Raw genomic sequence first — 22778 nt, forward strand, 5'->3', positions numbered from 1 at the left:
AACGTTTACACTTACTCAATCGAGCGCAAAAATATAATTATTTTTCTAACTTGTCTTCTAATGCTAATAAGAAAGTGTATTCTCTAGCTGTTTCTTTCAATGAATCGAACCTACCAGAAGCACCCCCATGACCTGCTTCCATGTTTGTATGTAAAAACAGTAAGTTATGATCTGTTTTCACTTCTCTTAGTTTAGCTACCCATTTCGCTGGTTCCCAATACTGTACCTGACTATCGTGTAATCCTGTAGTCACTAACATATTTGGATATGATTTCGATTCTACTTGATCGTAAGGTGAATATGATTTAATGTAATCATAATATTGCTTGTCATTTGGATTTCCCCATTCGTCATATTCTCCTGTCGTTAATGGAATACTATCATCTAACATTGTAGAAATTACATCAACAAAAGGTACAGCAGCTATAATTCCATTATATAATTCAGGATTTGTATTCACTACAGCTCCCATTAATAAACCTCCTGCAGAACCTCCCATAGCATACAAATGCTTTGAAGAAGTATAACCGTTATCAATTAAATATTTAGAACAATCGACAAAATCGTTAAATGTATTCTTCTTATTCAACATTTTTCCATCTTCATACCATTCTCTTCCTAAATATTGACTTCCTCTAATATGTGCTAAAGCGAAAATAAAACCACGATCTAACAGACTTAAACGTGTCGTTGAAAATCCATCAGAAACCGTATATCCGTAAGAACCATATGCATATTGTAATACCGGAGTGTTCTCGTCTATCTTAGTATCTTTTCTGTAAACAATAGAAAGTGCAACTTTTTTACCATCTCTGGCTGTCACCCATAAACGCTTACTTGTATAATTATTCTTATCAAACTTTCCACCTAAAACTTCTTGTTCTTTTTTGATTTCTTTAGATTGATCTTTCATATTGAAATCAATCACAGAACTTGGAGTGGTCATTGAGTTATACGAATAACGAATTACATCTGTATCAAATTCAGGATTTGAATATACACCTGCTGAATACGTTTCTTCATCAAAAGGCAAATAGTAATCCTCTGCTCCATCCCAACGTTTTATTCTAATTTTAAATAATCCATTATTTCTTTCTTCTAAAACTAAATAGTCTTTAAAAATTGAAAAATCTTCTAAAAACGTATCTTCTCTATGCGGAATAACATCTACCCAATTTTCTTTAGTAGTATTATTTTCTGGAGTTTTCATAACCTTAAAGTTAGTTGCTCCATCAATATTTGTCTTGATATAGAAATGATCTTCATAATGAGCAATATCATATTCTAAATCACGCTCACGTGGCTGAATTAAACGAAACTCACCATTTGGATTATCAGCTTCTAAAACTTGGTATTCGCTAGAAACTGTACTGTAAGAACCTATAACTAAATATTTTCTCGACTTTGTTTTAGTTACAAAAGTTCCGAACGTTTCATCTTTTTCTTCAAAAACCAAAACATCTTCAGAAGTATCTGTTCCTAAAACATGTTTATAAATTTTAGAACTTCGTAATGTTACAGGATCTTTCTTTGTGTAGAATAATGTTTTATTATCATTAGCCCAAACACTTCCTCCTGTTGTATTTTCTATTTTATCACTATAAACTTCACCTGTTTTAAGGTTCTTAATTTTGATAAAATACTGTCGTCTACTTACTGTATCCGTTGCATAAGCAACTAAAGTATTATCTGGAGACACATTTAACCCGCCTAGTTGAATATAATCATGTCCTTCTGCCTCTTTATTAACATCGAACATTATCTCTTCTTCAGCTTCTAAATTACCTTTCTTTCGAGAGTAAATAGGATATTGTTGTCCCTTTTCATATCTAGTAATGTAGAAATATCCATTCTTTTTATAAGGAACCGACTCATCGTCTTCCTTAATTCTTCCTTTCATCTCTTCAAATAAAGATTCCTGAAAGTTATTTGTATGGCCCATTACCTTATCAAAATAGGTGTTTTCAGCTTCTAAATAATCGTAAACTTTTTGAGTTTGTTCGTCTTTTTTTTCTGCGTTCTTTTGTTCATCTGTTAAACGCATCCAGAAATAGTTATCAATTCTTACATCACCATGTTTCTCTAACTTTTCTGGATTTTTATCAGCTACAGGTGGTTTTATATTATTCTCCATCTTTCCTTTTTTGCAGAATGCAAAAGTAACACTTAAAGCAATACTTAAAACAAGTTTTTTTCTCATTTCGCTAATTTTTAGTTTAGTATTGTAGTAATTTTGTAGTTGAATTTTATTAAAATACAATAAGATATGTTCGGAGATTTATCTGGAATGATGGATAAGCTTAAACAAGCACAACAAAAAGTTGAGGAAACTAAACAACGTTTAAACACTGTATTAATTGATGAAAGCGGTGCTGACGGTAAAATTAAAGTTACTATTACTGCTAACAGAGAAATTAGAGCAATTAGTGTTGATGATACTTTGTTACAAGATGCTGAAGAATTAGAAGATTATTTAGTGTTAACTTTAAACAAAGCTTTAAAAAGAGCAGGAGAAATAAATGAGCAAGAAATGGCTGTAGCTGCTAAAAGCGGAATGCCAAATATTCCAGGTATGGATATGTTCAAATAACCGTTTAGATGAATTTAAATCAAATTACTGTTCCTTCTTTAGATTTAACAAAATCAATTCCTTTTTATGAGCAATTAGGTTTAAAGCTAATTGTTGAAGCACTTCCACATTATGCTCGATTTGAATGCCCAGATGGAAATGCTACTTTTTCAATTCATTTGGTTGAAGAATTGCCTGTTGGAGATGGAATTTATGTCTATTTTGAATGCAAAGATTTAGATACTCAAGTTAAAATTCTTAAAGAAAAAGGAATCGTATTTGATCAAGATCCTGTAGACCAAACTTGGCTTTGGCGTGAAGCTAGGTTAAGAGATTTAGATGGGAATAAAATCATTTTATTTTTCGGTGGAGACAATAGATTAAATCCGCCTTGGAGAATTAAATAAGTATGCAAGACATAAAAGACAATAAAAAGGCAGAAGATTACATGTTGCCTTGTTTAAACAAGAAGATGTTTGGAATTGATTGCCCAGGCTGTGGTTTTCAAAGATCTACTGTTTTAGTTGCTAAAGGTGAATTTAAAAAAGCCTTTAATTTATTTCCGGCGATTTACACTTCTGTTTTCTTTATTTTAGCCATCGGTTTACATTTTTTTCTTAAAAAGAAAATCACAGCAAAAATACTGCTTGTTATTGCCATAATTAATGTTTTAACCTTAATTATAGCTTACCTGATAAAAATGAATAAATTATTTTTAAATTAAATATACTTTAAAACATGTTCGAATTTGAAGAAAGAAAACTACCAAATGCCACTACTGTATTAGTTCTTGGTATTCTATCTATATTAGCTTGTTGTTGCTATGGTGTTCCAGGAATTTTATTAGGAGTTGTAGCCTTAATTTTACACAAAAAAGATAAAGATTTGTATTTATCTAATCCTAATGTTTACACAAACTACTCTAATTTAAATACAGGATTTATATTATCAATTGTAGGAATTATACTAAGTGTTATTTTTATAATGATGATTTTTTGGGCAATTTCTATGATTGGTTGGGATGCATTACAAGACCCTGAATTATTAAGAGAACGAATGGAGGAATTAGAGCAAATGCAATAAAAATAGCTTTTAAAATACTCAAAGTTTAAAAGGAATTACGATTTCACTTTTAACAACATGAAAAGCAGACTTTTATAAAAGTCTGCTTTTCGTTAATAAAAAACCTTTAAAAAGTAACTTCTTATTTTATTATTATTCTATTTTCGCCAGCTTTAGTTTAAGTTACGGGGAATAAATAATGAACGAAAAAAACTGGTTACACTACTACAAAAACAGCTTAACAGATAGTGAGAATTTAGCAGTAGATATTGCTAAAATTAAAAATTTATACCATCAAAATAATTCTGATCTCAGCAATGGCTTTATCAACAATAAACAAGCCGAAGCATTAATAGACGCAGAAGAAAGAAGAATTAATAGATTGCGTGGTATCTTAAAAAAAGACAGTAGCAACTGGCACGAAATTGATAAAACTAAAATTTTAATTGCTCCTTTTCATTTAGAATATCAAACGGATAACCCGAAATTCAAACAAAAATTAATTCATCCTTTTTGGATTTATGCTACAGTAAATCGACTAGGACAATTATCTGCTCCTAAAGATATTTTCCCACTAATTGTTCGTAATTACATGACACCAATGGCAGATGTAAAAAACGATTTCATTTTCACTTCTATCGACACAGTTTTAGATGCTAAAGAAATTGAACCTCCAATGCCAGAATATGAAGACGAAGTGGTTCCTTGGAATGAATACTGGGACTATATTAATGAGGTTTTTAATGCTATTACTTACAAAAACTTATACCAATATAGAGCTGAAAAATATACTACACAGTTTAAGTTAACTTACTTTTCTGTAAGTTCTAAAATATCTACAGCAAAAAGTATATTATTTTTATACGAGAACTTATTAAATTATGATGAAGAGTTACCATTACTCTCTAAAATAATTACTCCTGAACAAGTTGTAAAAAGAGATGCCATTACAGATCATGATTTTTTAAACTTCAATCACCTACATTTAGGTCAAATGTCAGATAGTTTTCCTCTATCTGTAAGCCAACGTAAAACTTTATTATCCTATTTATCTGCTGAAGAAAGTTCTGTTACCGCAGTTAATGGACCTCCAGGAACTGGAAAAACAACTTTATTACAAAGTTTGGTAGCTACAGAAGTAGTTAGAAGTGCTATTATTGGCGAAGAACCTCCAATTGTTTTAGCATGTTCAAATAACAATCAAGCTGTAACAAATATTATAGATAGTTTTATTAACTCTGAAAGTAGCTTAACAGAATTATCAAAAAGATGGATTCCAAACTTTAAAGGTTATGCCACTTATTTACCTTCAAATGGAAAGAATGAAAAGTATTTAGGAGATATTAATTTCTTAAAAGGTAATTTATTCGGACATGAGGGAACTTTATGTAATCTTGAAAATGAAGAATATTTAGAAGATGCAGAATATAATTTCTTAACCGAATACTGTAATTATTTTAATGTACAGAGCAATTCTATAGAAGATGCCATTGATCATATTCAAGATGAAATTTTAATTATTGAAGAACAATTGATTGACAGTGTCGATTTTCCTAGAAATCATATAAAGTCAATTAATTTCATTAATAAAACACTACTAAACGAAGAAGATCATGTTACTCGAGAAAACTTCAATATAGGTAAACTTACCGCTTGGAGAACGACTTTAAGTTCTTTAAAGGCTAGCTATAAAAAAACTGATTTTCTTCCTTTAGTAAAAGAATACTTTAAAGTTAATAGTGAAGAACTTAAAGAACCTAAAGAGTGGGTTTTTAAAATAGGTGAAAGCACAATTAACGATAAAGAAAAAACGAATACATATCTAAAAGAGCTTATCAATCATTTGAACATCGCGCTTCAAACCAATTTAAAATTGAAAAGTTGGAGAAAGCAAATGAATATTGAAAGCTTCCCTATTTTGAAGGAAGAAGAGTTATGGGCTTCTGAATTTGAAAAATTAAATTCGAAAAATACTACTCCTCGTTTTTACTATGATGAACTAGACGTTTCTTTACGCCACAAAGCTTTTTTATTAGCAACACATTACTGGGAAGGGAGATGGTTATTAGCAACAAGAGAAGCTTTAGAAGAAGATACTGAAAGAGGAACAGGAGAACAAGCCATTATGTTAAAATGGAAACGTAGAGCCATGTTAACACCTTGTTTTGTGGCAACGTTTTACATGGCACCAAGTCACTTTTTATATAGCCAATATCAAGGAGAAAATGAAAATGGAAAACCTATTTTTGAATATTTTCCGCTGTATAATTTTATCGATTTATTAATTATTGATGAGGCCGGGCAAGTTACTCCGGAAGTAAGTATTCCTGTTTTTGCGATAGCTAAAAAAGCTTTTGTTGTTGGTGATTTAAAACAAATTGAACCTATTTGGTCTATTCCTTCTAGAATTGATAAAGGAAATTTATCTAGCTTAAATATCATTCAGCAAGAACAAGACATGTATTCTTTAGAAAATTCAGGTTTTTTAGCTTCCAATGGATGCATTATGAAAATGGCTCAAAACTCTTGTGAGTATGAAACACCAATTAATAATACCAAAGAACAAGGTTTAATTCTTTTAGAACATAGAAGGTGTAACGATGAAATTATTGATTTCTGTAACGAATTAGCTTATGGTGGTATTTTAAAACCCATGAAAGGTAAAGCTAGAGAAGGACAAGCTTTTCCTTCGATGATGGCATATCACATTAACGGCGTAAGTGAACGTAAATACAATAGCCGACAAAATATACAGGAAGTAAAAGCTATTATTACTTGGTTACAACAAAATAAAGAAAAAATACAAGATGCTTACAATGTAGATCATATTGAAGAAGTTTTAGGAATTATCACTCCATTTGCAAGTCAAAAAGGAGAATTATCTAAAGCTTTAATTGAAGCTGGTTTTAAAGTTAGCAATATTAAACTAGGAACAGTGCACGCATTACAAGGTGCAGAAAGAAGTATTATTTTATTTAGTTCTGTATACACTAATGAAGATGAAGGTACTATGTTCTTTGAAAAAGATAATAAGCCGAATATGCTAAATGTTTCTGTTTCTAGAGCAAAAGATAGTTTTATTTTATTTGGAGATACTAGAATTTTTGACGAAACAAAAAACACTCCTTCAGGAGTTTTGAAGAAACATTTGAATATTTATGAAATGGCAACTTAATTGAATTGTAAATTAGCTGTTATCAACCAATAAGTTTAGTTATAAAAATAAAAGATCTGGAAAATATTTTCCGGATCTTTTATTTTTATATTGATGTTATCCTCTTTATTTATTACAAAAAATACTACTATCTTTTTTTGAAAAGCTTTTTAAAATTAAATAATAACTTCCGTCTAATTTTAACTTTAAATAATAAGTAGCATAAGGTTTCTTTTTCAAGAAAATTGTATCATTATTATAAGTCCAACCGTATCTTTTTTCAAAAGTAATTACATCTTTTAAATGCATACCTCCACAATACTTCCAATTTTTTTCATCTTCCATTATTTGTTTATTATTCTTACAATTAAGAATTAAAAACAACAGGAATATAAAAGTTATAGACTTATAGATTAACTTAGTTGTCAAACTCTAAAATTGTTTTCTTAATAATAGAAATACAATCTCTAAGTTCTTCTTCATTCATTACTAATGGTGGTGCAAAACGAATAATATTTCCGTGAGTTGGCTTTGCTAACAATCCGTTATCTCGTAATCTCATACATATATTCCAAGCCGTTTCACTCTCTTCAGAATCGTTAATTACAATCGCATTTAACAATCCTTTTCCTCTAACTAAAGTAACTAATTCAGTCTCTTCAACTAATTTACCTATCTCTTCTCTAAAGATTTTCCCTAATCGATCTGCGTTTTCAGCTAGTTTCTCTTCTTTTACTACATCTAAAGCAGCAATAGCAACTGCTGCTGCAATAGGATTTCCTCCAAAAGTAGAACCATGGTTTCCAGGACGAATTACATTCATAATTTCGTCATTTGCTAATACAGCAGATACAGGATAAGCTCCTCCACTTAATGCTTTTCCTAAGATTAAAATATCTGGTTTTACATCTGGAGTTCCAGAACAATTTTTATCTTCACAAGAACAATTTCCACAAGTAGCTAATAAACGACCAGTTCTAGCAATTCCTGTTTGTACTTCATCTGCAATAAATAACACATTATACTTTTCACATAATGCTTTTGCTGCTGCTAAATATCCTTCAGAAGGAACATAAACTCCAGCTTCACCTTGAATTGGTTCAGCCATAAACCCAGCTACATTTTTATTATTTGCTAATGCTTCTTCTAAAGCTTGTAAATTATCGTATTCAATTTTGATGAAACCATTTGTAAAAGGACCAAAGTTTTTACGAGCAACAGGATCGTTTGAAAATGAAATTATTGTTGTAGTTCTTCCATGGAAGTTGTTTTTACATACAATAATTTCAGCTTCATTTTCATCAATTCCTTTCACTTCATAAGCCCATTTTCTACATATTTTCAATGCAGTCTCAACAGCTTCTGCTCCGGTATTCATTGGTAACAACTTGTCAAAACCAAAATATTCTGTGGCATATTTCTCATATTGCCCTAACATATCATTGTAAAAAGCTCTAGACGTTAATGTTAACGTTTTAGCTTGTTCAACCATTGCATTCACAATTTTAGGGTGACAATGTCCTTGATTTACGGCAGAATAAGCAGATAAGAAATCATAATATTTTTTTCCTTCTACATCCCAAACATACACCCCTTCACCTTTACTTAAAACTACTGGTAACGGATGGTAATTGTGAGCTCCATACTTGTTTTCTAAATCGATTGCTTGCTGTGACGTTAATTTTTCTAAAACAGCCATTTCTTTAATTTTAAAAATTTATAAAATAACCATTCCTACTGTACCTTTATTCTTTCGAAGAAGTTCGAAAAAGCAGCGTGGGAGAGAAATCATCCCTAAGAGAGCTGCAATTTAAAAAGATTACAAAAATTACTAAAGAATTCGTGCTTATTTTTTTAAAACTCCATCTTCTATTTATTTAACAAAGTGACTTTTAGTATCATCTTAGGTCTAATTAATTGTATTAACAAAAAATCAACTGAAGAAAATGGAACAAATTTTAAAAACATTTAATGACATTACAGGATCTTTTGGTGGTCCTTTAAGCGCTGTAATTATTATTATTCTTGGATGGTTAATTGCAGGAACAATTAAAAACTTAATTAAACGCGCTTTCTCTAAAACACAAATCGATAAAAAATTAAGCAATGACAATATTAATTTAGGAAACCTAATTAGTAAACTTGTATACTACTTAATTATGATACTAGTTTTTATGTTAGCACTAGAAAAATTAGGCATGACTAGTGTACTTGAACCTGTGAAAGACTTGCTAAATGGTTTTACTAATTTTATCCCTAATATTATAGGTGCTTCCTTGGTTGCTTACATTGGATATATGCTAGCAACAATTGTTTCTGAATTAGTGGAATTATCTGGTGAAACTATTCAAAAATTCACTCCTAAACTACGATTACCTGAAAATATTAATTTAGTACATATCTTAAAGAAAATCGTTTTTATTTTTATTTTCATCCCTCTATTAATTGTGGCTTTAAATATTTTAAATTTTGAAGCTATTTCTGCACCAGCTAGTGATATGCTACAAAGCTTTTTTGAAGCAATTCCTAAAGTATTAGTAGCCACCTTAATTATGATTGTTTTCGTAGTTGGTGGTAAATATTTAAGTGAACTACTTAGCGATTTACTTGGAAGTTTAAATATTAACGAGTTTATGCAGAAAGCTGGTTTAACTTCATTAACTGGAAAAACAAACGTAGAAAAACTAATTGCAAATATTGTATATGCTTTTATTATTTTATTTGGGTTAATGACTGCGATTGATAAGTTAGAGTTCACTAAACTTTCTGAAATGATGGGAACAATTGTAGAACTTGGAGGTAATATTCTTTTTGGGTTATTAATTTTAGCTGTAGGAAATTGGATAGCAAACTTAGCTTCAAAAAACTTTTTAAAGTCAGATGATAATCCATTTATAGCAAATATCATTCGTATTGCTGTTTTAGCTATTTTCTTAGCTATCGGTCTGCGAAGAATGGGAATTGCAGATGATATCATAAATTTAGCTTTTGGTATTACTTTAGGAGCTGTTGCTTTAACAGTTGTATTATCATTTGGTTTGGGCGGACGAGAAGCTGCAGGTAAACAAATGGAAAAAATCTTAGATAAATTCAATAAAAAATAATTCAATTTATATAATAAACAGATCAAAAAACACAGATTAAGATAAATTTCTTATCTGTGTTTTTTTATTCTCTTTTTAAAGATAAGAGTAAAAGTTCTAGTCTTTTTATCTCTCTTAATAAAGCGTTTTTATCCATTTGCATCCAAGCAAATATCTTTAACATACTTACGCCTAATAAAAATATTATTGCTCCCGAAGCCCACTTTATTAGTTCTTTAGCTTCTGAAGCTTCAAAAAATTGAACAAGACAGAATATAAAAAATCCAAAAAAGATTAATGTAATCATATTCATGGCTACTAAAATCCACTTATTTTTCCCTTTGAATAAACCAAATACCATCTGCCACATGGTTTGCTCTTCTAGTTCTTGATAAAAAACAGCTTCTTCTTCTGTTAATGTTTCTTTGATCAATTTATCAATATCTTCAGTAAATTTCATAATGTATTATTTTATTGTATTCTTTAATTTTTCTCTTGCATGAAATAATCTAGATTTCACAGTACCTACCGAAACTTTTAATAATTCACTTATTTCAGTTAATGATCTTTCTTCAACGTAAAAAAGACGAATCACTTGCTGATGTGCAATTGTTAATTCTTTTATTGCTCTACTTAATTTATCTTTCTTTTCATGTATCGATTCTTGGAGTTCTTCTTCTATTTCAGCTTCTCTATACAACATGACATGCCTCGTTTGCCTTTGTTTTTTCCTTAGATAATCTAAAGCTTTCCTTTTTACGATTTGTATCGCCCAACTTTTAAACTTGTTCGCATCTTCTAAAGTATTTAGCTTATTTATTATAGTTACCCAACTTTCTTGAGCTATATCTTTAGCCACAAACGAACTATTTACATACGAGAAAGCGATTTTACAAAAAGACTGATGCCATTTTTTTACCAAGAACACAAGTGCTCTTTTTTCCCCTTTCAAATACGCTTTAACAAGATCTTCATCTGTATGTAGAATTTTATTTTTCATAAGTTGTATTCACTTACATGACGTTTAATTTTACAAAAGGTTCATTTTAATATAAATTAATATTCGAAACCAATCTTAATAAGAGATATCTTTTCTAATTTTGCAATCCTTTAAATCAATATAAAGATGCCAAGAAGAGAACGTAACAAGTTTGTTAAAAGAGGAGAAATTATTGAAATTCTTATTGAAGATTATGCCTTTGGAGGAAAAGGTATAGGACGTATTCGTAACGAACACGGAGAATTTGTAGTTTTTGTTCCCAATACTTTACCAGGACAAACAGTAAAAGCTAGAGTTGCGAAATCTCAGAAAAAATACGCTGAATGTAAATTAATTGATGTTTTAAAAGCTTCTGAAGATGAAATTTCTTCAAATTATCAAGAAGTTCCAGGCGCACCTTACATTCAACTTCCTATAGAAAAACAACACGAGTACAAATACACAAGTACCATGTCGTTATTCAAAAAAATAGGAAAAATTGAAAATATTGAAGATTACTTTGATGAATTTGTGAGTTCGCCAAACGTATTTCATTATAGAAATAAAATGGAATATAGTTTTTCTGCTATTGGTTACGATCGTGAACAAAAAACAGATGTTGATGAATTTACATTAGGTTTTAAGAGACGTGGTGTTTGGTGGATGGGTGAAAACCTAGATAAAGATAGCGGACTTTTTGATGCCGACTTTGAAAATAGTTTAAAAACAATACGAACTTTCTGTGAAGAAACAGGTTTAGCTCCTTGGCATGGACCAAAAAAAGAAGGTTTTTTCAGATATTTTGTAGTACGAAAATCATACAAAACAAACGAGTTGTTATGCAATCTTGTCACTACTTCTAAAGATTTAGATAAATTTAGTTTCCCAAAGTTTATAGCGCTTTTACAAGAATTGTTTGGTGATCGATTAGCTGGTTTATTGCATACTATAAATGATGAAACTGGAGATAGAACAATTGCTACTTCTGGAAGTATTGATTTGGTATATGGTAAAGATAAAATTGTAGAAGAATTACTTGGATTAAACTTTGAAATAAGTATGAAAAGCTTTTTTCAAACAAATCCGAAGTCTGCTGAAAAATTATATAATAAGGTAGTAGATTATGCCTTAGAGAATAAAGAAGCTGTTGACAATACAATTGTTATGGATTTATTCTGTGGAACAGGAACTATAGGTCAGATTTTAGCTTCTCGTAGTGAAAATGCAAAAATTGTTGGGGTTGATATTGTTGCCTCAGCTATTGAAGATGCTAGAGAAAATGCCAAGCGAAATCATATTGAAGGTGTTGAATTCTACGCTGCCGATGTAGGAAAATTCTTATTAGAACAACCTCAATTCAAGAATAAAATCAAAACAATTATTTTAGATCCTGCACGTGCTGGTATAGCTCCTAAAACACTTAAAAAAATCATAAATCTAAACGCAGATAGAATGGTTTATGTATCTTGTAACCCAGCTACTCAAGCAAGAGATACAGAGCAATTACAGGAAGCAGGCTATGCTATTAAGAAAATAAGTTTAGTAGATCAATTTCCACATACAGCTCATATCGAAACTGTAGTTTTATTTGAAAAGTAATAGTTTATGAGATTTTTAAAATATGCTATCATTTTATTTGTAGCAACAATTTGTTTTTTATCGTGTGAAAAAGATGATTTTTGCACACAAAATCCTGTTACACCTAACCTTGTTCTCCGTTTTTACAACAATAAAAGTTTAACTGAATTTAAAGCAGTAGAACGTTTTACAATGTCTACTGGTGGAGTTACTCTTTTTTCAAATATTTCAACAGATTCTATAGCAATACCACTTAATACTATTGCAGAAGAAACAGTATTTACACTCATACGAAATGAAACTGATAATGACGATAATACAGGAGATGAATCTGCTACTCTAACTGTTAAATACATTCCTGAAAACGAATATGTTTCTAGATCTTGTGGTTTTAGAGTAATTTTTAATGATGTTACTTTTGAAACCTCTGGCTGGATTGAACGTTTGTCTACAACTCAATTAGAATCTATTAAAAATCAAACTAATGCGCACGTTAACATTTTCCATTAAGGTATTTATTTTCTTATTTGTAGTTAACTTGCAAGCTCAAAAAACTTCAAAAAAAGAAACACCAAAAGATAGTGTAGTTTATAAAACAGGTTATGGTTTACGATTAGGTATAGATTTAAGTAAACCTGGATTAAGTTTTATTGATAAAAGTTATACTGGCTTTGAGATTGTTGGTGATTACCGGGTTTCTAAAAATTGGTACATCGCAGGAGAAATTGGAAGAGAAGAAGAAATTACATTTGAAGATTTTACTACTTCAACTTCAAAAGGTAATTATATACGATTAGGAGCTAATCTGAACACCTATACCAATTGGTTAGATATGAATAATGAAGTATATGTTGGTGGTAGATACGGTTTAGCAATTTTTGAACATACTTTAAATAACTTTACTCCAAATATATCAACGGGGAATCCAGATATACCTATTATATTTCCTAACTCTCCAGTAAACACACCTGTTAGCGAATCTGGTTTAACAGCACATTGGTTCGAGTTTCAGATTGGTATAAAAGTAGAAACTTTTAAAAATTTATTTATAGGTTTTCATGGTGCTTACAAGATTGGTTTAAGTATTGATGATCAAGAAAACTTCAAAACCTTATATGCGCCTGGTTTTAATCGAGTCTTTGAAAGTAATACAGGTTTTGGTTTTAATTACACAATTTCCTATTTAATACCTTTTGTTAATAAATAATTTTAGAGCTTTCCCTCTATTTTACTAATTTTACACTAAGTAATAAACAAACTTATTAACAATGGACAGAATACCTAGCGTTGATCTAAGAGATTTCTTATCTGAAGATGAAAGTAGAAAGCAAAAATTTATAAAGGAAATTGGAAATGCATATGAAACTATAGGTTTTGTTGCTTTAAAAGGTCATTTTTTGGACACTACACTAGTTGATAATTTATACGCACAAATCAAAAAGTTTTTTGATTTACCTGTAGAAACTAAGCAGAAGTATGAAATTCCTGGTATTGGCGGACAACGTGGGTATGTTTCTTTTGGAAAAGAAAGTGCAAAAGGTAAAAAAGAAGGTGATTTAAAAGAATTTTGGCATTTTGGTCAATATGTTGAAAATAACCCTACTTTAGAAAAAGAATATCCTGCAAATGTAAATGTAGAAGAATTACCAGAATTCAATGAAGTTGGTAAACAAACCTACAAAATGCTGGAAAAAACTGCTAAATATGTATTACGATCTTTGGCTTTATTTTTAAATCTAGATGAAGAATACTTCGACAATCATATCTTAAATGGTAATAGTATTTTAAGACCTATACATTATCCGCCTATTCAAGAAGAACCAAAAGGAGCTGTTAGAGCTGCTGCTCATGGTGATATAAATTTAATTACACTTTTAATGGGAGCTCATGGTAAAGGATTACAAGTTCAAAACCATAACGGAGAATGGATAGACGCAATAGCTGAACCAGACGAATTAATGATTAATGTTGGAGACATGCTTTCAAGGCATAGTAACAATAAATTAAAATCTACAATTCATAGAGTAGTAAATCCTCCTAAAGAACTTTGGGGAACGTCAAGATATTCTATTCCGTTTTTTATGCATCCTGTTTCTGAAATGAAATTAGATGTTTTAGAAAATTGCATCGATGAAAACAACCCAAAACAATTTGAAGATATTACTGCTGGAGAATTCTTAAATGAACGTTTACGCGAATTAGGATTAATAAAATAGGCTGTTGGCTGTTGGCTGTTGGCTGTTGGCTGTTGGCTGTTGGCTGTTGGTAAAAATATAAATACAAAAAGTCTCACAACTATATACCTTAGACTTTAAATAAACTATGGATTTACAAGATCAATTAAAAAACCTTTTTCCAGATCATAAATTTGAGGAACCAAAACAGGAAGAAAAGCCTGATGTTTGGTTACAAGACGAACCTTTACTATGTAAATATGAAAAACGTAAAGGTAAACCTATTACGATTATAGATGGTTATAATGGAGCTATAGAAGATTTTAAAAAGCTAGCCAAAGAAATAAAAACTAAATTTTCTGTTGGGGGTAGTTTTAAAGATGATAAGATTATAATTCAGGGAGATTATCGTGATAAAATTATGGAACTGTTAAAAGAAAAAGGATTTAATGTTAAGAGAGTTGGTGGTTAATGCTTTAGAAGTATTAACCATTTTTGTTAAAACGCCTATAACCAATTTTTGAAAAATCATTTTTTTAACAAAAAAAACAATAATCATCTAAAAATTAAATCAAAACAAAATAATATTCTCAGTATATTGTTTTTTTCACTAATATTGGAATGCATTTTTAAGTTCCTACATATGAGCACTTATTTACATATAACTAATGGTGATGTTACAACCGAAATTTTAAATAACTTAAAACTTGATGGTGAAATTATTACCTGGAGAGAAATGTTGTGTGAAGGAAAAACAACTACAGATGTTGGTAGTGAAGATTTTTGGAAAGTCCGTTTTGATTTTTTAAACTCTGCTTATAAAGTAACTAAAAAAACTTTTATAGATTTTACACTAAAGGAATACAGAAACCTTTGTAAACAAAATCAAGATGAAATTATTTTGTGGTTTGATCATGATCTATTTTGTCAAATTAATCTAGTTGCTGTAGTCAGCTGGCTTAAAAAATATAGAAAGGGTAGAAAAATAACTTTAGTTCAAACTGATATTAGTGATAATTCTCAAAGTAGATATGGTTTTTCTGGAGTTTCAAAAGAAAACTTAATAAAACTGTATAATGAAAGGGTAACACTATCACAAGATGATATTGAATATGCTGATTATATTTGGCAATTGTATTGTTCTGACAGTCCTTTACGATTAGAAACTGTACATAAATTCAACCCTTCTTCTCCTTTTATATATTTAACTGATGCTATAAATGCACATTTAAAACGTTTTCCTTCTATGGAAAATGGGTTAAATAATGTTGAAAATACAATTCTTAATACTGCCAATACCTTAAACTTAAAAAATGAAAATGAATTAGTTCGTTCATTATTAAACAATCAAAAAATTTATGGTTTTGGAGATATACAGTATAACAATAAAATAAAAGAGCTAAAAAAGCTTTTTTCTTCATTAAATCCTGTGAAACTTAGTGAAGATGGTATTAAAGTACTTCATAATCAATTAAACTTCTATAGAGAATTACGTTCTGATTTTTCGTATCTTGGCGGGTCTAAAAAGTACAGTTATTTGTATGTAAACGCTACAGACAAGCTACTGAAATTATAACATCTTAATGAAGATTAAAAATTCTGAACTTATTTTAAATAATGATGGTAGTATTTACCATTTAAATTTAAAACCTGAACATATTTCAACAGACATCATATTTGTTGGAGATCAATATAGAGTAGAAAAAGTAACTAAACACTTTGATTCTATAGAATTTACTACTCAAAAAAGAGAATTTAAAACAACTACTGGAGTTTACAAAGGAAAACGAATTTCAGTAATTTCAACAGGTATTGGCCCTGATAATATTGATATTGTTTTAAACGAACTTGATGCCTTAGTAAATATTGATTTTGAAACTCGAGAAATCAAAAAAAATCACACTCAATTAAATATTACACGTATTGGAACTTCTGGTTCTTTACAAGACGATATTCCTGTAGACAGCTTTTTACTAAGTAGTCATTCTATAGATTTAAACGGTATGTTACAAGCTTATGACTTAAAAGATATTGCACATCCAGATATTGAAGAAGCATTTGTAAAACAAACCGATTGGTCGGAAAGAAAAGCTTATCCTGTAGTAATTGCTAATTCTGAAGAGCTAGCTAATAAATTAAGTTCTGAAAAAACTCATCAAGGAATTACAGCTACTGCTGGTGGTTTTTACGGACCTCAAGGAAGAGTTTTACGATTACAACTTCAAGACCCTAATCAAAATTCTAAAATTGATAATTTTTCATATCAAAACCATAGAATTACCAATTTAGAAATGGAAACTTCAGCTATTTATGGACTTTCAAAATTATTAGGTCATCATGCATGTTCTATGAATGCAATTTTAGCCAATAGAGCAAATGGAACTTTTAGTGAAAACCCAAGTGTAGTTGTAGAAAAATTAATTTTGTATACCTTAGATAAATTAGTTGAATAAATGTTGAATTTAAAAGTTGGTGGTGTTCCTGAACACTTTAATTATCCATGGTACATCACTTTAAAAAATAAAGAATACACCAAACAAAACATCAATTTACGTTGGCAAGATTTCCCTGGTGGTACAGGAGCAATGTGTAAAGCTTTGCGTGAAAAAGAAATTGATATTGCAATTGTTTTAACTGAAGGAATTATTAAAGATATTATTAATGGTAATCCTTCAAAAATTATTCAAACCTTTGTAAAAAGTCCTTTAATCTGGGGAATTCACGTAGGAGCTAAATCTAAATTTCAATCTATTGACGATTTAGAAAATGCAACTGTAGCTATTAGTAGACATGGTTCTGGTTCTCATTTAATGGCCATTGTAAACGCTTACAACAATGGATGGGATATTGATAAATTGAAGTTTAAAGTTGTTAAAAATCTACAAGGAGGAATAGACGCTTTAACCAATGGCGAAGCCGATTATTTTATGTGGGAACATTTTACAACAAAACCCTTAGTAGATAATGGTACTTTTAGAAGAGTTGGTGATTGCCCTACTCCATGGCCTTGTTTTGTTGTAGCTATTCGAGAAGAAATATTAGAAAATCATCCTGAAGAAATTAAAACAGTGTTAAATATTATTAATCATTGTACTTCTGACTTCAAGTCTATTGAAAACATAGATGAAACACTTTCTATACGATATGAACAACAATTAGAAGACATACAAAAATGGTTATCTATTACCGAGTGGAACGACGGAAAACCGATGTCTGAAAATTTATTAACCAGTATTCAAAATAAAATGGTAACATTTAACGTTATTGAAGAGAAAATTGATTCTGGTAAATTGATTAAAATTTTATAAATTAGCATTTCTAAAAGTAAAAAAATGAAAAGAGTAGTATTTATTGCAATTTGTGTAGTTGGTTTATTAGGATTAACATCATGTGGAAGTACAGCACCATGCGGCTTATCACAAACAAAAACTAAGCAAACTCAACAAAACTATCAACAAGAAGTTGTTGTTGCAGATGCAACAGCAGAATAAGTTGATCGTTCTTTTTTCAAATTCAATAAATCCGCTTCTTTAGCGGATTTTTTTGTTACCAATAACAAAACTTAAAAAACTAACTAATAGGTTTTTAAATTATATTTCACTAGTTTTAACTGTACTTGAACGTAAACCAGATAGAAATATGAAATCAAAAATTACTTTAGTAATAGTTTTAATATTCACCGCACTATTTCAACCATACAACATTAACTCTCAAGTTAACGATGTTCAAGTTTTTGGTTTCATACATAGCTTAGTTCACCATTCTTCTTTAAGAGAAACTCCAATTCCTGAAACTGCAACTTTTTACTGGGTAAATGACATTGTACAAAGTACTTCTGATACATTTGCCGCCTCTGGTACATTTGGTCAATTGACAGATCATGTTGATCGTAATCTTCCTCCTAATCCCGGAATTGGTTATGACGGTGTTCCAGGCACATGGGATCCAGATACTGGAGGTACATTTACAACCTCAACTACAAATACAATTCTAATTACTGCGGCTAATTTTATACAATATGTTTCTCCTACACAACAAGATCCAGCTGACTCAACTACCGGTAGAACTGTAGTTAGTAAAACTGAAACACTTTTTGATTGGTTGAATAATGAAAAACCGAATTTGCGTTTTTATATTTATGGAAATTGGCCTGAGATGGATTTAATGAATAGTTACCCTCCTACATTACCAACTCAAAATGAAATTGATGAATTTCATAATATTACAATGGGAATTTCTGGAAATTTTAATTCTTGGTGGACTGATTATCAAGATGCAATTATTGCTTCTAGACCTAGCTATAACGCTCGTTTAATTCCTGTAGGAAGAATTATTAGTCAGATATTAACTTCTGTGATTCCAAATCAAATTCCGTTTAATGAATTATACGAAGATTCTGATCCACATGGTAGAGCTAATATCTATTTTTTAGCAGGAATGATAACTTATATGGCGATGTATGAAAAAGAAATTCCAGCTAGTTATATGCCTTCTTCAATTATCAGTTCTGCTATAAGAAATAATTTGACTCAGATTCGAAGTTTTATTGCTCAAGAACTCAATGACTTTAACTTTCCAAATGGAAATAGCAGAATATTTTATAATCGACCTGTATTAAGCACAGAAGAAAACCAAATCGTAGAAAACAATATCTCTATAATTCCTAACCCTGTTAGTAATGTTTTTCAAATTGAAAGTCAAACTAACAATACATTTGATATTTCAATCTACAATGTAAACGGACAAGTATTGAAAGACATTCCGAATTATAATACAACAACAGAACGTAATTTTATTGATATTAATAATCTTTCTAATGGAATTTATTTTTTGAGATTGAAAGATCAAACAAACAACTTTATAATAACACGAAAAATTATAAAAAGATAGGGGACCAAGTAGTGTTTTCTATTTATTAGAACTTGATTTATTAAAGTATACTATAATTAAATACTTTTAGAGCAAAAACTCTTATATAATTCTTCTTTCCAATTATCCAAATAAGTATAAAACTCAAAAAAACTTTTTCCTAACTCTGTTTTAAAATCATCTGAATTAATTGTAACTCCACCATTAATAAAGAATCCGATAGTTTTTTCTTTATGGTTAAATAATATTTCTTGCCTCAGACAATCATCAATGAAGACGTGATTATCATTAATATATCCAAAATCAAGTTCTTCAATTTCATTTATTGTATTGATAAATTTTATTACAGGATTTGGAATATGATTTGATTCAAACTCATGTTTGAAACCTCCATAATCATTTCCTTTTTTAAAGCATCTCAAATAAACTTCATATTTATGAGATTTAGTTATAAAAATATCAATATTTAGTAGCCTCTCGGTAAAACCATCTGAATGTAAAAAGACCATTGAATGGTTTTCATTAATCTCATAAGAACCTGCTTCATTAAACTTTGGATGATCTTTAATACTCATAATTTTTAAATAGCAATTTCAAAATGATAACTGTATTAATTCTTCTTCTTTAACATCGGTACAAACTTAAAATCACCAAGTTCGTGCTTTTCAAACTCTTTAAGAGATTTACGAATTAGTAAAGTCATAATTTGAGTTCCTTCGCCAACAGGAATTAACAACTTTCCTCCTACTTTTAATTGTCCTAATAAAGGCTTAGGAATAAAAGGTGCTCCAGCTGTGACTATAATTTTATCAAACGGTGCTTGTTCAGGTAAGCCTTTATAACCGTCTCCAAAAATGAAACGCTTTGGTTTATATCCGATTTTAGGTAAAAACAAAGAAGTTCTCTTGAATAACTCATGTTGTCTTTCTATAGTATATACTTCTGCTTTTAGCTCTAACAACACAGCTGTTTGATAACCTGATCCTGTACCAATTTCCAGAACTTTTTCATCTTCTTTAATTTCTAATACTTGTGATTGAAACGCAACTGTGTAGGGATGAGAAATAGTTTGGTTTGCTGCTATTGGAAAAGCCTTATCTTGATACGCATGATCTTCGAAACTACTATCGATAAAAAGATGACGTGGAATTTTTCTAACAGCATTTAACACTTTTTCATCTACTATTCCTTTTTTGTTTAACACAGTAGCTAATTGGTTTCTAAGTCCTTGATGTTTGGTAGTATCTCTCACAACATGTAAATTTTCCGCAGGCTAAAAGTAGCAATAAATACCAAAAAAAGTCTATAAAAGTGTATCTTTGTTAACACTGATTTGTAAATCAGTTCAATAAAAATAAATCTGAAATTTATGCTAAAAGCTGGAGTTTTAGGTGCAGGTCATTTAGGAAAAATTCACCTACGCCTTTTACAAGAATCTGATAAATACGAACTCGTTGGATTTTATGATCCTAATAAAGAAAACGCAGATAAAGTAGTTACTGAATATGGCTACAAATATTTTGAAACTGTAGAAAGTTTAATTGATGCAGTTGATGTTGTCGATATTGTAACTCCTACCCTTTCTCATTTTGATTGTGCAAAACAAGCTATTGAAAAAGGAAAACACATTTTTATTGAAAAACCTATCACAAATACCATACAAGAAGCAGAAGCAATTCGAACTTTAGCTAGTCAAAATCATGTACGCGGACAAGTAGGACATGTAGAACGTTTTAATCCTGCTTTTACTGCTGTAAAAGACATTATTGAAAGTCCTATGTTTATTGAAACTCACCGATTAGCCGAGTTTAATCCTAGAGGAACAGATGTTCCTGTTGTATTAGATTTAATGATTCATGATATTGATATTATTCTTTCTGTTGTAAAATCGAAAGTAAAGAATGTTTTTGCTAGCGGTGTTTCTGTTATTTCTGAAACTCCAGATATTGCAAATGCTAGAATCGAATTTGAAAATGGTTGTGTTGCCAATTTAACCTCGAGTAGAATTTCTATGAAGAACATGAGAAAAACGCGTTTTTTCCAAAAAGATGCTTACATCTCTGTTGACTTTTTAGAAAAGAAATCAGAAGTTGTTAAAATGAAAGATGCTCCAGAAACTCCAGACGATTTTGCTATGATTTTACAAAATGCTGAAGGAGTTAAAAAACAAATTTATTTTGAAAATCCAAAGATAGAATCAAACAATGCGATTTTAGATGAATTGAATTCATTTGCAGATGCAATTCTTAATAAAACTACTCCCATCGTTTCCTTAACACAAGGAACAGAAGCATTACGAGTAGCACATCAAATTATCGATTGTTTTTCTAAATAATAATCCAAAACAACACTAAAATTAAATCTTACATGAAAAATATTGCAGTAATTGGTGCAGGTACTATGGGAAATGGAATTGCCCATACATTTGCTCAATTTGGTTACAATGTTCAATTAATTGACATATCTCAAGCAGCTTTAGATAAAGGTTTAGCTACTATTTCTAAAAATTTAGATCGTATGGTAGCTAAAGAAAAAATATCTGCTCAAGATAAAGAAGATACATTAAAAAACATATCAACTTTTACATCAGTAAAAGAAGGTGTGCAATATGCTGGTTTAGTAGTTGAAGCTGCTACTGAAAATATTGACTTAAAATTAAAAATATTTAAAGATTTAGATGAAGTTTGCCCTGAAGATACTATTCTTGCTACAAATACCTCTTCTATCTCAATAACTCAAATTGCTGCTGCTACAAGTAGACCTGAAAAGGTAATAGGAATGCATTTTATGAATCCTGTTCCTATTATGAAGTTGGTAGAAATTATTAGAGGTTACAATACCTCTGATGAGGTTAATGACTTTATAGTTGATCTTACAAAAAAGATTAATAAAGTTCCTGTAGAAGTTAATGACTATCCTGGTTTTGTGGCCAACAGAATTTTAATGCCTATGATTAATGAATCTATTGAAACTTTATATAATGGAGTTGCTGGTGTTAAAGAAATAGATACTGTAATGAAATTAGGTATGGCACATCCAATGGGACCATTACAATTAGCTGATTTTATTGGTTTAGATGTATGTTTATCTATTTTAAATGTAATGTACGATGGGTTTAAAAATCCAAAATATGCACCATGTCCTTTATTAGTAAATATGGTAACTGCTGGTAAATTAGGAGTAAAATCTGGAGAAGGTTTTTACGATTATAGTGAAAGTAGAAAAGCTGAAAATGTAGCTAAAATGTTTAGTTAAAACATCATCATCACATAAAAATTAAAAAAAGCTGTTAAAGAATTTTAACAGCTTT

Annotated in this window: 25 protein-coding genes; 18 read left to right on the forward strand and 7 right to left on the reverse strand. The window is 30.0% G+C overall.

Annotated features, from left to right (window positions below; all coding sequences use genetic code 11):
* Nucleotides 1-37: 37 nt before the first annotated feature.
* Complete coding sequence (locus AQ1685_RS13130) at nucleotides 38-2200, reverse strand: S9 family peptidase (protein WP_394341862.1); 2163 nt, start codon at nucleotides 2198-2200, stop codon at nucleotides 38-40.
* Between the two features lie 66 nt (nucleotides 2201-2266).
* On the opposite strand from AQ1685_RS13130, the gene AQ1685_RS13135 reads away from it, so the two are divergent.
* From AQ1685_RS13135 to AQ1685_RS13155, 5 genes are all read left to right on the forward strand, one after another.
* Entirely contained in the window at nucleotides 2267-2590 is a 324-nt protein-coding gene (locus AQ1685_RS13135) for a YbaB/EbfC family nucleoid-associated protein (RefSeq protein ID WP_095072848.1), read from the forward strand.
* Between the two features lie 8 nt (nucleotides 2591-2598).
* Nucleotides 2599-2976 carry a VOC family protein gene (locus AQ1685_RS13140; RefSeq protein ID WP_095072849.1) on the forward strand — a complete coding sequence of 126 codons (378 nt, stop codon included), beginning with the start codon at nucleotides 2599-2601 and terminating at the stop codon, nucleotides 2974-2976.
* A gap of 2 nt (nucleotides 2977-2978) precedes the next feature.
* Complete coding sequence (locus AQ1685_RS13145) at nucleotides 2979-3293, forward strand: DUF2752 domain-containing protein (RefSeq protein WP_095072851.1); 315 nt, start codon at nucleotides 2979-2981, stop codon at nucleotides 3291-3293.
* Between the two features lie 14 nt (nucleotides 3294-3307).
* On the forward strand, nucleotides 3308-3652 hold the full coding sequence (locus AQ1685_RS13150) for a CCC motif membrane protein (RefSeq protein ID WP_095072853.1): 345 nt from the start codon (nucleotides 3308-3310) through the stop codon (nucleotides 3650-3652).
* A gap of 178 nt (nucleotides 3653-3830) precedes the next feature.
* Nucleotides 3831-6806 (forward strand): DEAD/DEAH box helicase, encoded by a 2976-nt coding sequence (locus AQ1685_RS13155; RefSeq protein WP_095072855.1) that lies wholly within the window; start codon nucleotides 3831-3833, stop codon nucleotides 6804-6806.
* 105 nt (nucleotides 6807-6911) lie between these two features.
* Here AQ1685_RS13155 and AQ1685_RS13160 read toward each other — a convergent pair whose 3' ends face one another.
* Entirely contained in the window at nucleotides 6912-7130 is a 219-nt protein-coding gene (locus AQ1685_RS13160) for a hypothetical protein (RefSeq protein WP_095072857.1), read from the reverse strand.
* 73 nt (nucleotides 7131-7203) lie between these two features.
* Nucleotides 7204-8484: an ornithine--oxo-acid transaminase gene (rocD, locus tag AQ1685_RS13165; RefSeq protein WP_095072859.1), complete on the reverse strand. Its 1281-nt coding sequence runs from the start codon at nucleotides 8482-8484 to the stop codon at nucleotides 7204-7206.
* Nucleotides 8485-8731: 247 nt separating this feature from the next.
* On the opposite strand from rocD, the gene AQ1685_RS13170 reads away from it, so the two are divergent.
* The gene (locus AQ1685_RS13170) at nucleotides 8732-9889 is read left to right on the forward strand and encodes a mechanosensitive ion channel (RefSeq protein ID WP_095072861.1); all 1158 of its coding nucleotides are present in this window, start codon (nucleotides 8732-8734) and stop codon (nucleotides 9887-9889) included.
* 64 nt (nucleotides 9890-9953) lie between these two features.
* Here the strand turns inward: AQ1685_RS13170 and AQ1685_RS13175 are convergent, their stop codons facing one another.
* Both AQ1685_RS13175 and AQ1685_RS13180 read right to left on the reverse strand, forming a co-directional pair.
* Complete coding sequence (locus tag AQ1685_RS13175) at nucleotides 9954-10328, reverse strand: DUF6768 family protein (protein WP_095072863.1); 375 nt, start codon at nucleotides 10326-10328, stop codon at nucleotides 9954-9956.
* 6 nt (nucleotides 10329-10334) lie between these two features.
* Nucleotides 10335-10868, reverse strand: coding sequence for an RNA polymerase sigma factor (locus AQ1685_RS13180; protein ID WP_095072865.1), 534 nt, complete (start codon nucleotides 10866-10868; stop codon nucleotides 10335-10337).
* Between the two features lie 126 nt (nucleotides 10869-10994).
* Here AQ1685_RS13180 and rlmD point away from each other — a divergent pair, with 126 nt between their 5' ends.
* From rlmD to AQ1685_RS13230, 10 genes are all read left to right on the forward strand, one after another.
* A complete protein-coding gene (gene rlmD, locus AQ1685_RS13185) occupies nucleotides 10995-12446 on the forward strand; it encodes a 23S rRNA (uracil(1939)-C(5))-methyltransferase RlmD (protein ID WP_095072867.1) in 1452 nt (483 codons plus the stop codon).
* Between the two features lie 6 nt (nucleotides 12447-12452).
* On the forward strand, nucleotides 12453-12935 hold the full coding sequence (locus tag AQ1685_RS13190; protein ID WP_095072868.1) for a DUF6452 family protein: 483 nt from the start codon (nucleotides 12453-12455) through the stop codon (nucleotides 12933-12935).
* Nucleotides 12910-13632: a DUF6048 family protein gene (locus AQ1685_RS13195; RefSeq protein WP_095072870.1), complete on the forward strand. Its 723-nt coding sequence runs from the start codon at nucleotides 12910-12912 to the stop codon at nucleotides 13630-13632. Before AQ1685_RS13190 ends, AQ1685_RS13195 begins: the two co-directional genes overlap by 26 nt.
* Before the next feature lie 61 nt (nucleotides 13633-13693).
* Nucleotides 13694-14641, forward strand: coding sequence for an isopenicillin N synthase family dioxygenase (locus tag AQ1685_RS13200; RefSeq protein ID WP_095072872.1), 948 nt, complete (start codon nucleotides 13694-13696; stop codon nucleotides 14639-14641).
* A 106-nt stretch (nucleotides 14642-14747) separates the two neighbouring features.
* Nucleotides 14748-15071 carry a translation initiation factor gene (locus AQ1685_RS13205; protein WP_095072874.1) on the forward strand — a complete coding sequence of 108 codons (324 nt, stop codon included), beginning with the start codon at nucleotides 14748-14750 and terminating at the stop codon, nucleotides 15069-15071.
* Nucleotides 15072-15242: 171 nt separating this feature from the next.
* Nucleotides 15243-16175: a DUF1835 domain-containing protein gene (locus AQ1685_RS13210; RefSeq protein WP_095072876.1), complete on the forward strand. Its 933-nt coding sequence runs from the start codon at nucleotides 15243-15245 to the stop codon at nucleotides 16173-16175.
* Nucleotides 16176-16182: 7 nt separating this feature from the next.
* Nucleotides 16183-17052 carry a nucleoside phosphorylase gene (locus tag AQ1685_RS13215; protein ID WP_095072878.1) on the forward strand — a complete coding sequence of 290 codons (870 nt, stop codon included), beginning with the start codon at nucleotides 16183-16185 and terminating at the stop codon, nucleotides 17050-17052.
* A complete protein-coding gene (locus AQ1685_RS13220; protein ID WP_095072880.1) occupies nucleotides 17053-17907 on the forward strand; it encodes a substrate-binding domain-containing protein in 855 nt (284 codons plus the stop codon).
* A gap of 24 nt (nucleotides 17908-17931) precedes the next feature.
* A complete protein-coding gene (locus AQ1685_RS13225; protein WP_157730221.1) occupies nucleotides 17932-18090 on the forward strand; it encodes a hypothetical protein in 159 nt (52 codons plus the stop codon).
* Between the two features lie 148 nt (nucleotides 18091-18238).
* Nucleotides 18239-19489: a T9SS type A sorting domain-containing protein gene (locus AQ1685_RS13230; RefSeq protein ID WP_157730222.1), complete on the forward strand. Its 1251-nt coding sequence runs from the start codon at nucleotides 18239-18241 to the stop codon at nucleotides 19487-19489.
* 56 nt (nucleotides 19490-19545) lie between these two features.
* On the opposite strand, the gene AQ1685_RS13235 is transcribed toward AQ1685_RS13230, so the two are convergent.
* Together AQ1685_RS13235 and AQ1685_RS13240 are read right to left on the reverse strand one after the other, a co-directional pair.
* Nucleotides 19546-20043: a hypothetical protein gene (locus tag AQ1685_RS13235; protein ID WP_095072884.1), complete on the reverse strand. Its 498-nt coding sequence runs from the start codon at nucleotides 20041-20043 to the stop codon at nucleotides 19546-19548.
* A gap of 35 nt (nucleotides 20044-20078) precedes the next feature.
* A complete protein-coding gene (locus AQ1685_RS13240) occupies nucleotides 20079-20720 on the reverse strand; it encodes a protein-L-isoaspartate(D-aspartate) O-methyltransferase (RefSeq protein ID WP_095072886.1) in 642 nt (213 codons plus the stop codon).
* 117 nt (nucleotides 20721-20837) lie between these two features.
* On the opposite strand from AQ1685_RS13240, the gene AQ1685_RS13245 reads away from it, so the two are divergent.
* Nucleotides 20838-21803 carry a Gfo/Idh/MocA family protein gene (locus tag AQ1685_RS13245; RefSeq protein ID WP_095072887.1) on the forward strand — a complete coding sequence of 322 codons (966 nt, stop codon included), beginning with the start codon at nucleotides 20838-20840 and terminating at the stop codon, nucleotides 21801-21803.
* Nucleotides 21804-21835: 32 nt separating this feature from the next.
* Nucleotides 21836-22723 (forward strand): 3-hydroxybutyryl-CoA dehydrogenase, encoded by an 888-nt coding sequence (locus tag AQ1685_RS13250; RefSeq protein WP_095072889.1) that lies wholly within the window; start codon nucleotides 21836-21838, stop codon nucleotides 22721-22723.
* The last annotated feature ends 55 nt before the right edge of the window (nucleotides 22724-22778 follow it).

Source organism: Tenacibaculum jejuense, from assembly GCF_900198195.1.
Classification (GTDB): domain Bacteria; phylum Bacteroidota; class Bacteroidia; order Flavobacteriales; family Flavobacteriaceae; genus Polaribacter; species Polaribacter jejuensis.

What these genes read in the sequence shown, in the direction of transcription:
- AQ1685_RS13205 (WP_095072874.1), top strand. Translation starts at nt 14,748, where the DNA reads ATGGATTTACAAGATCAATTAAAAAACCTTTTTCCAGATCATAAATTT.
- AQ1685_RS13180 (WP_095072865.1), bottom strand. Translation starts at nt 10,868, where the DNA reads ATGAAAAATAAAATTCTACATACAGATGAAGATCTTGTTAAAGCGTAT.
- AQ1685_RS13170 (WP_095072861.1), top strand. Translation starts at nt 8,732, where the DNA reads ATGGAACAAATTTTAAAAACATTTAATGACATTACAGGATCTTTTGGT.
- AQ1685_RS13245 (WP_095072887.1), top strand. Translation starts at nt 20,838, where the DNA reads ATGCTAAAAGCTGGAGTTTTAGGTGCAGGTCATTTAGGAAAAATTCAC.
- AQ1685_RS13150 (WP_095072853.1), top strand. Translation starts at nt 3,308, where the DNA reads ATGTTCGAATTTGAAGAAAGAAAACTACCAAATGCCACTACTGTATTA.
- AQ1685_RS13230 (WP_157730222.1), top strand. Translation starts at nt 18,239, where the DNA reads ATGAAATCAAAAATTACTTTAGTAATAGTTTTAATATTCACCGCACTA.
- rlmD (WP_095072867.1), top strand. Translation starts at nt 10,995, where the DNA reads ATGCCAAGAAGAGAACGTAACAAGTTTGTTAAAAGAGGAGAAATTATT.
- AQ1685_RS13210 (WP_095072876.1), top strand. Translation starts at nt 15,243, where the DNA reads ATGAGCACTTATTTACATATAACTAATGGTGATGTTACAACCGAAATT.
- AQ1685_RS13175 (WP_095072863.1), bottom strand. Translation starts at nt 10,328, where the DNA reads ATGAAATTTACTGAAGATATTGATAAATTGATCAAAGAAACATTAACA.
- AQ1685_RS13250 (WP_095072889.1), top strand. Translation starts at nt 21,836, where the DNA reads ATGAAAAATATTGCAGTAATTGGTGCAGGTACTATGGGAAATGGAATT.
- AQ1685_RS13140 (WP_095072849.1), top strand. Translation starts at nt 2,599, where the DNA reads ATGAATTTAAATCAAATTACTGTTCCTTCTTTAGATTTAACAAAATCA.
- AQ1685_RS13145 (WP_095072851.1), top strand. Translation starts at nt 2,979, where the DNA reads ATGCAAGACATAAAAGACAATAAAAAGGCAGAAGATTACATGTTGCCT.
- AQ1685_RS13200 (WP_095072872.1), top strand. Translation starts at nt 13,694, where the DNA reads ATGGACAGAATACCTAGCGTTGATCTAAGAGATTTCTTATCTGAAGAT.
- AQ1685_RS13160 (WP_095072857.1), bottom strand. Translation starts at nt 7,130, where the DNA reads ATGGAAGATGAAAAAAATTGGAAGTATTGTGGAGGTATGCATTTAAAA.
- AQ1685_RS13190 (WP_095072868.1), top strand. Translation starts at nt 12,453, where the DNA reads ATGAGATTTTTAAAATATGCTATCATTTTATTTGTAGCAACAATTTGT.
- AQ1685_RS13195 (WP_095072870.1), top strand. Translation starts at nt 12,910, where the DNA reads ATGCGCACGTTAACATTTTCCATTAAGGTATTTATTTTCTTATTTGTA.
- AQ1685_RS13215 (WP_095072878.1), top strand. Translation starts at nt 16,183, where the DNA reads ATGAAGATTAAAAATTCTGAACTTATTTTAAATAATGATGGTAGTATT.
- AQ1685_RS13130 (WP_394341862.1), bottom strand. Translation starts at nt 2,200, where the DNA reads ATGAGAAAAAAACTTGTTTTAAGTATTGCTTTAAGTGTTACTTTTGCA.
- AQ1685_RS13135 (WP_095072848.1), top strand. Translation starts at nt 2,267, where the DNA reads ATGTTCGGAGATTTATCTGGAATGATGGATAAGCTTAAACAAGCACAA.
- AQ1685_RS13155 (WP_095072855.1), top strand. Translation starts at nt 3,831, where the DNA reads ATGAACGAAAAAAACTGGTTACACTACTACAAAAACAGCTTAACAGAT.
- AQ1685_RS13235 (WP_095072884.1), bottom strand. Translation starts at nt 20,043, where the DNA reads ATGAGTATTAAAGATCATCCAAAGTTTAATGAAGCAGGTTCTTATGAG.
- rocD (WP_095072859.1), bottom strand. Translation starts at nt 8,484, where the DNA reads ATGGCTGTTTTAGAAAAATTAACGTCACAGCAAGCAATCGATTTAGAA.
- AQ1685_RS13225 (WP_157730221.1), top strand. Translation starts at nt 17,932, where the DNA reads ATGAAAAGAGTAGTATTTATTGCAATTTGTGTAGTTGGTTTATTAGGA.
- AQ1685_RS13220 (WP_095072880.1), top strand. Translation starts at nt 17,053, where the DNA reads ATGTTGAATTTAAAAGTTGGTGGTGTTCCTGAACACTTTAATTATCCA.